At 68.5% G+C, this 12,764-nt stretch carries 10 protein-coding genes and 2 pseudogenes; 11 read left to right on the top strand and 1 reads right to left on the bottom strand.

All coding sequences use genetic code 11. From position 1 onward, the window contains the following. Nucleotides 1–84: 84 nt before the first annotated feature. The 4 genes and pseudogenes from ABT115_RS29305 to ABT115_RS29290 all read left to right on the top strand — a co-directional run. A pseudogene (locus ABT115_RS29305) lies at nt 85–1,470 on the top strand (YifB family Mg chelatase-like AAA ATPase); the annotation flags it as partial. A 92-nt stretch (nt 1,471–1,562) separates the two neighbouring features. Further along, a complete protein-coding gene (dprA, locus tag ABT115_RS29300; RefSeq protein ID WP_502969188.1) occupies nt 1,563–2,717 on the top strand; it encodes a DNA-processing protein DprA in 1,155 nt (384 codons plus the stop codon). A 266-nt stretch (nt 2,718–2,983) separates the two neighbouring features. Next, the gene (whiG, locus tag ABT115_RS29295) at nt 2,984–3,820 is read left to right on the top strand and encodes an RNA polymerase sigma factor WhiG (protein WP_351796020.1); all 837 of its coding nucleotides are present in this window, start codon (nt 2,984–2,986) and stop codon (nt 3,818–3,820) included. A 117-nt stretch (nt 3,821–3,937) separates the two neighbouring features. Then, nucleotides 3,938–4,504, top strand: a complete 567-nt coding sequence (locus ABT115_RS29290) for a TetR/AcrR family transcriptional regulator (RefSeq protein ID WP_351796030.1) — start codon at nt 3,938–3,940, stop codon at nt 4,502–4,504. Between the two features lie 80 nt (nt 4,505–4,584). Here ABT115_RS29290 and ABT115_RS29285 read toward each other — a convergent pair. Further along, nucleotides 4,585–5,196 (bottom strand): annotated as a pseudogene (locus ABT115_RS29285) (murein hydrolase activator EnvC family protein); the annotation flags it as partial. 277 nt (nt 5,197–5,473) lie between these two features. On the opposite strand from ABT115_RS29285, the gene rpsB reads away from it, so the two are divergent. From rpsB to ABT115_RS29250, 7 genes are all read left to right on the top strand, one after another. Then, nucleotides 5,474–6,367: a 30S ribosomal protein S2 gene (gene rpsB, locus ABT115_RS29280; RefSeq protein WP_351796017.1), complete on the top strand. Its 894-nt coding sequence runs from the start codon at nt 5,474–5,476 to the stop codon at nt 6,365–6,367. Between the two features lie 102 nt (nt 6,368–6,469). Next, nucleotides 6,470–7,306, top strand: a complete 837-nt coding sequence (gene tsf, locus ABT115_RS29275; RefSeq protein WP_351796015.1) for a translation elongation factor Ts — start codon at nt 6,470–6,472, stop codon at nt 7,304–7,306. 158 nt (nt 7,307–7,464) lie between these two features. Further along, nucleotides 7,465–8,241, top strand: a complete 777-nt coding sequence (gene pyrH / locus ABT115_RS29270) for a UMP kinase (protein WP_351796012.1) — start codon at nt 7,465–7,467, stop codon at nt 8,239–8,241. Nucleotides 8,242–8,415: 174 nt separating this feature from the next. Further along, on the top strand, nt 8,416–8,973 hold the full coding sequence (gene frr / locus ABT115_RS29265; RefSeq protein WP_351796009.1) for a ribosome recycling factor: 558 nt from the start codon (nt 8,416–8,418) through the stop codon (nt 8,971–8,973). Continuing rightward, nucleotides 8,973–10,058, top strand: coding sequence for a phosphatidate cytidylyltransferase (locus ABT115_RS29260; RefSeq protein ID WP_351796006.1), 1,086 nt, complete (start codon nt 8,973–8,975; stop codon nt 10,056–10,058). The genes frr and ABT115_RS29260 overlap by 1 nt, the downstream gene beginning before the upstream one ends. Before the next feature lie 240 nt (nt 10,059–10,298). Then, nucleotides 10,299–11,405, top strand: coding sequence for a dual-specificity RNA methyltransferase RlmN (gene rlmN / locus ABT115_RS29255; RefSeq protein WP_351796004.1), 1,107 nt, complete (start codon nt 10,299–10,301; stop codon nt 11,403–11,405). 232 nt (nt 11,406–11,637) lie between these two features. Next, entirely contained in the window at nt 11,638–12,747 is a 1,110-nt protein-coding gene (locus tag ABT115_RS29250) for a thiamine ABC transporter substrate-binding protein (protein ID WP_351796001.1), read from the top strand. The last annotated feature ends 17 nt before the right edge of the window (nt 12,748–12,764 follow it).

The following is a 12,764-nucleotide window of genomic DNA, read 5'->3' as shown; positions in this document are numbered from 1 at the left end:
GCTACGCGCGGAGACGGACGAGCGGCCCGGCGGCCACCCACCCATATAGAAGAGGCGTGGCCCTAGAACTGCCTTTCGTGAGCCTTCGATCTGGCGGTTGCCTGTGCGGTACTGGGCGCGGCCGAGCGGATCGACCCGGCTTCCATTGCCGATCTGGTGATGATCGGTGAGCTCGGGCTGGACGGCCGGGTGCGGCCGGTGCGCGGCGTGCTGCCCGCCGTGCTCGCCGCGTCGGAGGCCGGGTACCGCCAGGTCGTCGTGCCTGAGCAGACCGCTGGGGAGGCGGCATTGGTGCCCGGGGTCTCGGTCCTCGGGGTGCGGAGCCTGCGGCAGCTGATCGCGGTGCTCTGTGACGAGCCGGTGCCGGACGAGCAGGAGGCTCACGACGAGGGGCGCCCCGACACCATGGCGGCCGGGCTGATGGTGCCCGGCGCGGGTATCGGCACCGGGCACGCCCGGGTGCCCGGGCAGCGTGATGGCAACCTGCCGGATCTGGCAGACGTGGCGGGGCAGGGGCGGCCACGCAAGGCGCTGGAGGTCGCCGCGGCGGGCGGTCACCATCTGCTGCTCTCCGGACCGCCGGGCGCCGGCAAGACCATGCTGGCCGAGCGGCTGCCGGCGATCCTGCCGACGCTGACCAGGAAGGAATCCCTGGAAGTCACCGCGGTGCACTCGGTGGCAGGCATTCTGCCGCCGGGGGAACCACTGGTCACCCGTGCGCCCTACTGCGCACCGCACCACTCGGCGACGATGCAGTCGCTGGTCGGCGGGGGCAACGGGCTGCCGCGGCCCGGTGCGGTTTCTCTGGCCCACCGGGGGATTCTCTTTCTGGACGAGGCGCCGGAATTCTCCATGCGGGCGCTGGACGCGCTGCGCCAGCCGCTGGAGTCGGGGCATGTGGTGGTGGCACGCAGTGCCGGGGTGGTGCGGCTGCCCGCCAGATTCCTGATGGTGCTGGCAGCCAATCCCTGTCCCTGCGGCCGCCACACCCTCAGCGGTGCCGGTTGCGAATGCCCGCCCTCGACGGTCCGGCGCTATCAGGCGAGACTCTCCGGGCCACTGCTCGACCGGGTGGATCTGAGGGTGGTTGTCGACCCGGTCAGGCGCGAGGACCTGATGGGACAGGGCGGCAGGGGGGAGTCGACGGCCACCGTCGCGGCCAGGGTACGGGAGGCCAGGGCGCGGGCGGCAGAGCGTTTGGCCGGCACCGCGTGGACCACCAACAGTGAGGTGCCCGGCCATGAGCTGCGGACCCGGCTGGTCGCGGCACCGGGCGCGCTCATGGAGGCCGAACGGGACATGGAACGGGGCCTGCTGACCGCACGGGGCCTGGACCGGGTGCTCAGGGTGGCGTGGACGGTCGCCGATCTGCGCGGTGCCGACCGCCCGGACGCCTCCGACATCGCGGTGGCGCTGGAACTGCGGACCGGGATCCCACGGGGCGCCTTTACGAAGGCCGGAGCATCATGACTCCGCGGGCGGACCTTGGGCAGGGGCAGGGGCAGGAACCGGGGTGCCTTTCGGGGCGAGACCCGGAGCGGAGCGCGGGGTCCGGGGTTGCGGTGAGCAATCGGGAACGGCTGGCGCGGGCCGCACTGACCCGCATCCTGGAACCGGGGGACGAGCCTGGCGGCCGCTGGCTGCGTGAGTGCGGTGCCGTCGAACTGATACGGCGGATCACCACCAGGGACGGGACCGCGGAGCGGCTGAGCGGAATGACTCCGAAACGGCTGGAGGGATACCGATTACGGGCCGAGAGCGCCGAGCCCGAGCGGGACCTGGCGACGGTCGCCGCGCTCGGCGGACGGTTCGTCTGCCCCGGCGACCGGGAATGGCCCAGCCAGCTCGACGACCTGGCCGACGCCAGGCCGACCGGCCTCTGGGTGCGGGGTCCGCGCGACCTGAGGCTCTGGGCGCTGCGCTCGGTCGCCGTGGTCGGCGCCCGTGCCTGCACAGCGTACGGATCCCATATGGCCGCGAGCCTCGGTGCGGGGCTCGCCGAGCTGGGGTGGGTGGTCGTGTCGGGAGCGGCGTACGGGGTGGACGGGGCGGCGCATCGTGGCGCGCTCGCCGTCGGCGGCGCGACGATGGCGGTCCTGGCCTGCGGGGTGGACGTCGCCTATCCGCGCGGACATGCCGAGCTGATCGGACGCATGACGGAACAGGGGCTCGTCATCGGCGAATTACCACCATCCGCTCATCCGACCCGCAGCAGATTCCTTCTCCGGAACCGGGTCATTGCCGCGTTGACTCGCGGGACGGTCGTGGTCGAGGCCGAATACCGCAGCGGTTCGCTGGTCACTGCACGTAGCGCGCAGCGGCTCGGCCGCTTCGTCATGGGTGTGCCGGGCCCAGCCACCAGCGGGTTGTCAGCAGGAGTCCATGAACTCCTCCGCGGGGAGGGCACCCTGGTGACGGATGCCTCGGAAGTCGCCGAACTGGTGGGGGACATCGGCGAACTCGCTCCCGCCAGGCGTGGCCCCGTCCACCCCAGGGACCTGCTCGACGCGGGCTCCGCCAGGGTTCTCGACGCGCTGCCGTCCCGCGGCGCCGCCGACGGGCGCGATGTGGCCCGTGCCGCGGGAACCAGCATCGACGAAGCGCTCGGCAGACTGTACGAACTGCACTCACTGGGGTTCGTCGAACGCGATGGCGATGGATGGCGGTTGACGCCGAGACCTGCATGCAATGACGACGTGCGGCGAGGCGGTACTTGACCTGGAGCATTCGGGTGAAAAGGTAATGCCGATGACCTCGGCGGATCCTTCAGCGACGCCTCCGGGGCCGGCGCACGTGGCGACGGCCCCGGACCTCAGTCATGTTCGATCGGCCGGAATCGCACAGCTTCGACCGGCCGGAACCGCACGGCGCCGATCCACCGTCCTACGCGGAACGCGACGCCTCAGTCACGCTACGCTCACAAGGATTCCGACTCAGACACAAGTCCCCCAGCACTCCACAGCAGAACGGCTCAAGGCACCACATGCCCCAGCACACCTCCGGGTCTGACCGTGCGGCAGTACCACCGGCTGCGCGTGGCACTGTGCGCCCCCCTGCCCCCTCCTCGCTCGACGAGTTATGGCGTTCATACAAGTCCACGGGCGACGAGCGGCTGCGGGAGCAGCTGATCCTGCACTACTCGCCGTTGGTGAAGTACGTCGCGGGCCGGGTGAGCGTGGGGCTGCCTTCCAATGTCGAACAGGCGGACTTCGTCTCCTCAGGGGTGTTCGGACTGATCGACGCAATCGAGAAGTTCGACATCGAGCGCGCCATCAAGTTCGAGACGTACGCGATCACCCGCATCCGTGGCGCGATGATCGACGAACTCCGTGCACTGGACTGGATCCCGCGCTCGGTGCGCCAGAAGGCGCGGGCCGTGGAACGCGCTTATGCCACGCTGGAGGCGCAGCTGCGACGCACGCCTTCCGAGCCGGAGGTCGCCGCGGAGATGGGCATCGCGCTGGAGGAACTGCACGCGGTTTTCAGTCAGTTGTCGCTGGCGAACGTGGTCGCGCTGGAGGAGCTGTTGCACGTCGGCGGCGACGGTGGTGACCGGCTGAGCCTGATGGACACGCTGGAGGACACCGCCGCCGACGATCCGGTGGAGGTCGCCGAGGACCGTGAGCTCAGACGGCTGCTCGCCCGGGCGATCAATACGCTTCCGGAGCGCGAGAAGACGGTCGTCACCCTCTACTACTACGAGGGGCTCACCCTCGCCGAGATCGGGAATGTGCTCGGGGTGACCGAGAGCCGTGTGAGTCAGATCCACACCAAATCAGTGCTGCAACTGCGGGCGAAACTGGCCGACGCCGGACGTTGATATCGCCGGTGGCTGGTGCCGGGCATGGCTGCTGCGGCCACTGATCGGGGCCGCACGCACCCTCTCGGACACCGGTCGCCGTAGAGTGGAAGCGTGCCCAGGATTCGAGCGGCCTCGGTGGCCGAGCACCGGACCATGCAGCGCGGCGCCCTCCTGGACGCCGCCCGCTCCCTGCTGTCCGAGGGCGGTACGGAGGCGTTGACCTTCCCTGCCCTCGCTGAACGCACGGGCCTCGCCCGGTCCTCCGTCTACGAGTACTTCCGCTCTCGTGCGGCCGTCGTCGAAGAGCTCTGCGCCGTCGACTTCCCCGTCTGGGCGGCTGAGGTCGAGCACGCGATGGAACAGGCCACCACGCCCGAGGGAAAGATCGAAGCCTATGTGCGACGGCAGCTCGACCTCGTCAAGGACCGCCGCCACCGGGCCGTCGTCGCGATCTCGGCGAGCGAGCTGGACGCGGGCGCACGCGAGAAGATCCGGGCCGCGCACGGCGGGCTGATCGCCATGATCGTCGACGCGCTCAACGACCTCGGCCACGAGCAGCCGAGGCTGGCGGCGATGCTGCTGCAGGGCTCGGTGGACGCCGCGGTGCGGCGTATCGAACTCGGCGTGGCGGAGGAGCCGGTCGTGATCGCGGACACCGCAGTCACCATGATCCTGCGAGGTGTGCAGGGCGTACAGGACTGACGTCGGGGCCGCACAGCGGCAACGGCGAGCAGAACGCCGGGGGCGGCGAGTCCGTCCCCGGCCCCCTCGCCCGAGGGCCGGGGTTCCGGCACGCCGAACACCGGCAGCAGCCGGGACGGACCCCGTCGCAGCAGTTCCGGCGGCAGCAGCGACAGCGGATCCAGATATGCGTCAGCACGCCGCAGTCCCCAATGCAGACAGCCTGATGCGCAGTGGAAGGGCCCCGCCTCCACGAACCCCACGACCTGTCCTGCCGTCACCTTCTCGTCCTTCGTGACCAGCGCACGCACCGGCTCGTACGTGGTTCGCAGCGGCGGATCGCCGGTCCCGGCCACCTCGATCGCCAGCACCCCGCGCCCCGCCACACGCCCTGCGAACGAGACCCGGCCCGAGGCCGCGGCGAGCACCGCCGTGCCCGGCTGCGCGGCAAGATCCACCCCGCGGTGGCCCCGCCCGTAGGCGCTGGCCGGCGGCTCCCATCCCCGTACGACCGCAGGCCGCCCGGCGAGCGGCCATAGCCGGGCGCCCTCCGGCCGGGGCGCCGGTGACGGAACAGGTGCGGGCTCTTCGGCTGCCGCCACCGGGGCGCCGCACAGCGCCGCGACAAGGGCCGCCACCCCCACGAGCATGGCCTTGCAGAAGGGGATTCCGTGCCTGAAGAGGGAAACGGTCGGATCCGGTGTGCATCGCATGGCAGAACCGTCCCCTGCCGCTCGCAACCGCGGGGATCATGAACCGGATCTGTGGACTACCGACCGGTTGTGGACAGCGCCGTCACCCGGCACCCGACCTGTCCCGTACACTTCCTATGGCGATCCGGGTCACCGGGTCGACTTCGCACGCCCCGCCACTTCCCTCTCTGCGGACAGTGGCCGCGCTCCTCGGTCCCTTGTGGCACGGCGCGTCGGGGCGTCAGGCGCGACAGCAATCCTGCGGTCGCGACAACCGAGCACCTCAAGGAGTACGGCCATGGCCGTCGTCACGATGCGGGAGCTGCTGGAAAGCGGCGTCCACTTCGGTCACCAGACCCGTCGCTGGAACCCGAAGATGAAGCGCTTCATCTTCACCGAGCGCAACGGCATCTACATCATCGACCTGCTCCAGTCGCTGTCGTACATCGACCGCGCCTACGAGTTCGTCAAGGAGACCGTCGCGCACGGCGGCTCCATCATGTTCGTGGGTACGAAGAAGCAGGCCCAGGAGGCCATCGCCGAGCAGGCGACGCGCGTCGGCATGCCGTACGTCAACCAGCGTTGGCTCGGTGGCATGCTCACCAACTTCTCCACCGTCTACAAGCGCCTTCAGCGTCTGAAGGAGCTCGAGCTCATCGACTTCGAGGACGTGGCTGCCTCCGGCCTCACCAAGAAGGAGCTCCTGGTTCTCTCCCGCGAGAAGGCCAAGCTGGAGAAGACCCTCGGTGGTATCCGCGAGATGCAGAAGGTGCCGAGCGCCGTCTGGATCGTCGACACCAAGAAGGAGCACATCGCCGTCGGTGAGGCGCGCAAGCTCCACATCCCGGTCGTCGCGATCCTCGACACCAACTGCGACCCCGACGAGGTCGACTACAAGATTCCGGGCAACGACGACGCGATCCGCTCTGTCACCCTGCTCACCCGCGTGATCGCCGACGCCGTCGCCGAGGGCCTCATCGCCCGTTCCGGTGCCGCCACCGGTGACTCGAAGCCGGGCGAGAAGGCCGTCGGCGAGCCGCTCGCCGAGTGGGAGCGCGACCTGCTCGAGGGCGACAAGAAGGCCGACGCCGAGGTGCAGACCTCCGCCGAGACCGAGAAGGTCGCGGACGCCGCCGAGACGCCGGCCGAGGCCGCTGCCGAGGCTCCGGCCGCGGACGCCGAGCAGGCCTGACACCTCCGTCACGGCTGAATGACGGCGGGGGACGGTGCCACGAGCGCCGCCCCCGCCGTCCACCCGTAGATCTTTCAGACTTCGAGAGAGAAACACAGACTCATGGCGAACTACACCGCCGCTGACGTCAAGAAGCTCCGCGAGCTGACCGGCGCCGGCATGATGGACTGCAAGAAGGCGCTCGACGAGGCCGAGGGCAACGTCGACAAGGCTGTCGAGGCGCTCCGTATCAAGGGTCAGAAGGGCGTCGCCAAGCGCGAGGGCCGTTCTGCCGAGAACGGCGCAGTCGTCTCCCTCATCTCCGAGGACAAGACCTCCGGCGTTCTGCTCGAGCTGAAGTGCGAGACGGACTTCGTCGCCAAGGGCGAGAAGTTCCAGACCGTCGCCAACACGCTCGCCGCCCACGTCGCCGCGACCTCCCCGGCCGACCTGGCCGCGCTGCTCGCCTCCGAGATCGAGGCCGGCAAGACCGTTCAGGCGTACGTCGACGAGGCCAACGCCAACCTCGGCGAGAAGATCGTCCTGGACCGCTTCGCGCAGTTCACCGGCGGTTATGTGGCTGCGTACATGCACCGCACGATGCCCGACCTCCCGCCGCAGGTCGGTGTCCTGGTCGAGCTCGACAAGGAGAACGCCGAGGTCGCCAAGGACGTCGCGCAGCACATCGCAGCCTTCGCTCCGAAGTACCTCAACCGCGATGAGGTTCCGGCCGAGACGGTCGAGAACGAGCGTCGTGTCGCCGAGGCCACCTCTCGCGAGGAGGGCAAGCCCGAGGCCGCCCTTCCGAAGATCGTCGAGGGGCGCGTCAACGGCTTCTTCAAGGAGGTCGTCGTCCTGGAGCAGGCGTTCGCCAAGGACAACAAGAAGTCCGTCCAGAAGGTTCTGGACGAGGCCGGTGTCACCCTGAAGCGCTTCTCGCGCATCAAGGTCGGCATCTGAGTCCGTCCGCGAAAACGGTGGACCCCGATAGGGTCTGGTGCAGTCGTCGGCCGCACACATGCCGTACGACCGCAGATCTGACGAGGAGGCCATTGCCGCTGAGGGACACCAGACCCACCGGCAATGGCCTTCTTCGTATGTGCACGAGGAGAATCTCCATGAACAAGGGCGCGGACGCCGCAACAGGTGACCACAAGCGCGACGACGGCAAGGTACCCGGACGCTTCATGCTGAAGCTGTCCGGAGAGGCGTTCGCCGGCGGCGGGGGCCTTGGTGTCGACCCCGACGTCGTACACGCCATCGCCCGGGAAATCGCGGCAGTCGTCCGCGACGGCGCGCAAATCGCGGTCGTCATCGGCGGCGGCAACTTCTTCCGCGGTGCCGAGCTCCAGCAGCGCGGCATGGACCGGGCCCGCTCCGACTACATGGGCATGCTCGGCACGGTCATGAACTGCCTGGCGCTCCAGGACTTCCTGGAGAAGGAGGGCATCGACTCCCGCGTCCAGACCGCCATCACCATGGGGCAGGTCGCGGAGCCGTACATCCCGCTGCGCGCCGTGCGCCACCTGGAGAAGGGCCGCGTCGTCATCTTCGGCGCCGGCATGGGGATGCCGTACTTCTCCACCGACACCACTGCCGCCCAGCGCGCCCTGGAGATCGACGCCCAGTGTCTGCTGATGGGCAAGAACGGGGTGGACGGGGTCTACGACTCCGACCCGAAGACCAACCCTGACGCGGTGAAGTTCGACGCACTTGAGTACAGCGAGGTGCTCGCCCGCGATCTCAAGATCGCCGACGCCACCGCCATCACGCTCTGCCGTGACAACCAGCTGCCGATCCTCGTCTTCGAGCTGACCGCCACGGGCAATATCGCCCGCGCGGTCAAGGGTGAGAAGATCGGCACGCTCGTGAGTGACCAGGGCACCCGGGCCTGAGACCGGGGGACCTTCCCGGGCAGCCATGGGAAGGTCCGGGGCCTGCGGGGAACACCCGGGACAGGTCCCGAAGGATGGACAACGGCCTGCCGGTCGGACACCGTGCAGGTGAGCGACGCAGGACCCGCCGGGCCCGAGCACGCAGGGCCCACTCAAGACACGCAGGAGCACGTGGTGATCGAAGAAACCCTCCTCGAGGCCGAGGAGAAGATGGAGAAGGCCGTTGTCGTCGCGAAAGAGGACTTCGCCGCGATCCGTACCGGCCGTGCGCACCCGGCGATGTTCAACAAGATCGTCGCCGACTACTACGGCGCGCTGACCCCGATCAACCAGCTCGCCTCGTTCTCGGTGCCCGAGCCGCGCATGGCCGTCGTGACGCCGTTCGACAAGAGCGCGCTGCGTAACATCGAGCAGGCCATCCGCGACTCGGACCTCGGTGTCAACCCGAGCAATGACGGCAATATCATCCGGGTGACCTTCCCGGACCTCACCGAGGAGCGTCGCCGCGACTACATCAAGGTCGCGAAGGCGAAGGCCGAGGACTCCAAGATCTCCATCCGGGCCGTGCGCCGCAAGGCCAAGGAGACCCTGGACAAGCTGGTCAAGGACAAGGAGTCCGGCGAGGACGAGGTGCGCCGTGCCGAGAAGGAGCTCGACGACATCACCGCGAAGTACGTCGCACAGGTTGACGAGCTGCTCAAGCACAAGGAAGCCGAGCTGCTCGAAGTCTGATGAACGACTCTTCCTGGGGCGCCCCGCAGGGAGCCGGCCACTTGGGTATGCCCGAGATGCGGGCTGCTCCGGCGGGTCCTGCATACGAGGTGCATGACGCCCAGCAAACTCGGCCCATGCCCATCGTGCCGGACGTTCCCGACGCAGGTAGAGATGCTGACGAGCGTGAAGACCGGGACCAGGGGACCGTACGCCTGAGCGGCGGCCCCCTGTTTCGTGACGAGAAGCCGCAGGAGCCCATGTCCACCGCGCCACCGCCCCCGCAGAGGAAACGTGCGGGCCGTGATCTGCGATCCGCAATAGGGGTCGGTGTGGGGCTCGGCGCCGTCATCGTCGCCTCGCTGTTCATCGTGAAGTCCGTCTTCGTCGGTGTGATCGTCGTCGCCGTCGTCGTGGGCCTGTGGGAGCTCACCTCCCGGCTGGAGGAGCGCAAGGGCATCAAGGCGCCGCTCATCCCGCTGGCGGTCGGTGGCGCGGCGATGGTGGTGGCCGGTTACGTACGGGGCGCCGAGGGAGCCTGGGCGGCGATGGCGCTGACCGCACTCGCGGTGCTGGTCTGGCGGATGACCGAGCCGCCCGAGGGCTATCTCAAGGACGTCACGGCCGGCGTGTTCGCCGCGTTCTACGTACCGTTCCTGGCCACCTTTGTCGCCATGCTCCTGACCGCGGACGACGGGCCTCAGCGGGTGCTCACCTTTCTGCTGCTGACCGTGGTCAGTGACACGGGTGCGTACGCCGTCGGCTGGCGCTTCGGCAAGCGCAAGCTCGCGCCGCGCATCAGCCCCGGAAAGACCCGCGAGGGCCTGTTCGGTGCTGTCGCCTTCGCGATGGTCGCCGGTGCGCTGTGCATGCAGTTCCTGATCGAAGGCGGTTCCTGGTGGCAGGGACTGCTGCTGGGGCTCGCGGTCGCGGTCAGCGCCACCCTCGGTGATCTGGGCGAGTCGATGATCAAGCGGGACCTCGGCATCAAGGACATGGGCACGTTGCTGCCGGGCCACGGCGGCATCATGGACCGGCTGGACTCGCTGCTGCCGACCGCCCCGGTGGTCTGGCTGCTGCTGGTACTTTTCGTGGGTTCCGGCTGAGAGGCCACCCGACAGCCTCTGAGCCTCGGGAAAGCCTGCCGTCCTGAACTGGGCTTTTATGCGTGAGGGTCCGTTGCCCACAGGGCGGCGGGCCCTCACGCCGTCTGGCACAGCGCTTCCGAGGCCGCCGTCGCGGTCAGTGCCAGGGCGTGTTCCGAAAGTCCCGCCCGGCCCCGCCCCGCGGGCGGACGACGCTGCTCTCGAAGAGCACCCTGGTCGATCTGCGACACTGGTTGAACCATGCCTGCACCCGGAGAACTCACTTTCGTCGCGCCCCGCGGAGCCAAGAAGCCGCCGCGGCACCTCGCCGACCTCACGCCCGCCGAGCGCAAGGAAGCCGTCGCCGCGATCGGCGAGAAGCCCTTCCGCGCCCAGCAGCTCTCACAGCACTACTTCGCGCGGTACGCGCACGACCCGGCCGAGTGGACCAACATCCCGGCCGGTTCGCGGGACAAGCTCGCCGAGGCGATGTTCCCCGATCTGATGTCCGTGGTCCGGCACATCAGCTGCGACGACGACACCACCCGTAAGACGCTGTGGAAGCTGCACGACGGGACGCTCGTCGAGTCGGTCCTGATGCGGTACCCGGAACGGGTGACGATGTGTATTTCGTCGCAGGCCGGCTGCGGGATGAACTGTCCGTTCTGTGCGACGGGACAGGCCGGTCTCGACCGCAACCTGTCGACCGCCGAGATCGTCCACCAGATCGTGGACGGCATGCGGGCGCTGCGCGACGGAGAGGTGCCGGGCGGGCCCGCGCGGCTCTCCAACATCGTTTTCATGGGCATGGGTGAGCCGCTCGCCAACTACAACCGGGTGGTCGGCGCGATCCGTCGGCTGACCGACCCGGAGCCGGACGGGCTGGGGCTCTCGCAGCGCGGGATCACCGTTTCCACCGTGGGCCTGGTGCCGGCCATGCGGCGCTTCGCCGACGAGGGCTTCAAGTGCCGTCTCGCTGTCTCGCTCCACGCGCCGGACGACGAACTGCGGGACACGCTCGTGCCGGTGAACACGCGCTGGAAGGTGCGCGAGGTACTGGACGCGGCGTGGGAGTACGCGGAGAAGTCCGGTCGCCGGATCTCCATCGAGTACGCGCTGATCCGCGACATCAACGACCAGGCGTGGCGCGGTGACCGGCTCGGCAGGCTCCTCAAGGGCAAACGGGTGCACGTCAACCTGATCCCGCTGAACCCGACACCCGGCTCCAAGTGGACTGCCTCGCGGCCCGAGGACGAGAAGGCGTTCGTCGAGGCGATCGCGGCACACGGAGTGCCGGTGACGGTGCGGGACACCCGCGGCCAGGAGATCGACGGGGCCTGCGGGCAGTTGGCGGCAGCCGAGCGCTGAGGCCAAAACGGCCCATGTAACCTGGGCCTGAAATCAACTTCATATTCCGACAGGGGAGCGCCACAGCGCTGAGAGTGCGGCACCGAGAACAGGTCGGCCGCAGACCCTCTGAACCTCGCCCGGGTCATTCCGGGTAGGAAGTTCGGTCATCAACTCATGCTGTTGCGCCCTGCCCGCTTCTCCAAGGGCAGGGCCGCGTCTCTTCCTGGCCAAAATCCAGGAGGAATCCACAATGAGCACCACGCGCAGAACCAAGCAGCTTGCGGCGACGGCTGTCACCGCCGCGCTTGGCGTCACGACACTTGCCGGCTGCGGGAGTTCTGACAAGTCGGACTCCGGTTCCGGTGGCACGAAGAGCTCCGGTTCGAAGACCGTGACTCTCGTCACCCATGACTCCTTCAACGCCTCCAAGGACGTGCTCAAGGAGTTCACCGAGCAGACCGGCTACACCGTCAAGGTGCTGAAGAGCGGCGACGCGGGTGTCGCGCTCAACCAGGAGATCCTGACCAAGGGCTCCCCGCGTGGCGATGTGTTCTTCGGTGTCGACAACACCCTGCTCTCCCGCGCCCTCGACAGCGATCTCTTCACGCCGTACAAGGCGAAGGGCATCGATCAGGTGGCGCCCGGCACCCAACTGGACGCCGAGCACCGGGTAACCCCGGTCGACACCGGCGACATCTGCATCAACTACGACAAGAAGTACTTCGCCGACAAGAAGCTCGCGCCGCCGCAGACCTTCGACGACCTCGCGAAGCCCGAGTACAAGAATCTCCTTGTCATCGAGAACGCCGCGACCTCCTCGCCCGGACTCGGCTTTCTCCTCGGCACCGTCGCCACCTACGGCGAGAACGGCTACCAGGACTACTGGAAGAAGCTGAAGAGCAACGGTGTCAAGGTCGTCGACAGCTGGGAGCAGGCGTACAACGAGGAGTTCTCCGGCTCCGCGGGCGGCAAGAAGGCCAAGGGCGACCGGCCGCTCGTCGTCTCTTACGCCTCGAGCCCGCCCGTCGAGGTGCTGTACGCGAAGCCGCAGCCGGCCGAGGCCCCGACCGGGGTCGCCACCGGGACTTGCTTCCGTCAGACCGAGTTCGCCGGTCTGCTGAAGGGCGCGAAGAACGAGGCGGGCGGCAAGGCCCTGCTGGACTTCCTGATCAGCAAGGAGTTCCAGGAGGACATGCCGCTCAACATGTTCGTGAATCCGGTCACCGAGAACGCGAAGCTGCCGGAACTCTTCAGCAAGTTCGGCGTGACGGTGGACAATCCGACGACCGTCGCCCCGGACAAGATCGCCAAGAACCGTGAGCAGTGGGTCCAGTCGTGGTCCTCGCTCGTAGTGAAGTAGCGAAGACTCCCGTACGC

The sequence above is a fragment of the Streptomyces sp. NPDC001832 genome, assembly GCF_040297265.1.
Lineage (GTDB): Bacteria > Actinomycetota > Actinomycetes > Streptomycetales > Streptomycetaceae > Streptomyces.
The sequence above is the reverse complement of the archived record's forward strand: the minus strand, read 5'-3'. Positions and strand labels throughout refer to the sequence as shown.

Bases quoted from the DNA above. Each gene is read 5' to 3' on its own strand.
- ABT115_RS29250 (WP_351796001.1), top strand. From the start codon at position 11,638: ATGAGCACCACGCGCAGAACCAAGCAGCTTGCGGCGACGGCTGTCACC.
- rpsB (WP_351796017.1), top strand. From the start codon at position 5,474: ATGGCCGTCGTCACGATGCGGGAGCTGCTGGAAAGCGGCGTCCACTTC.
- whiG (WP_351796020.1), top strand. From the start codon at position 2,984: ATGCCCCAGCACACCTCCGGGTCTGACCGTGCGGCAGTACCACCGGCT.
- tsf (WP_351796015.1), top strand. From the start codon at position 6,470: ATGGCGAACTACACCGCCGCTGACGTCAAGAAGCTCCGCGAGCTGACC.
- pyrH (WP_351796012.1), top strand. From the start codon at position 7,465: ATGAACAAGGGCGCGGACGCCGCAACAGGTGACCACAAGCGCGACGAC.
- rlmN (WP_351796004.1), top strand. From the start codon at position 10,299: ATGCCTGCACCCGGAGAACTCACTTTCGTCGCGCCCCGCGGAGCCAAG.
- ABT115_RS29260 (WP_351796006.1), top strand. From the start codon at position 8,973: ATGAACGACTCTTCCTGGGGCGCCCCGCAGGGAGCCGGCCACTTGGGT.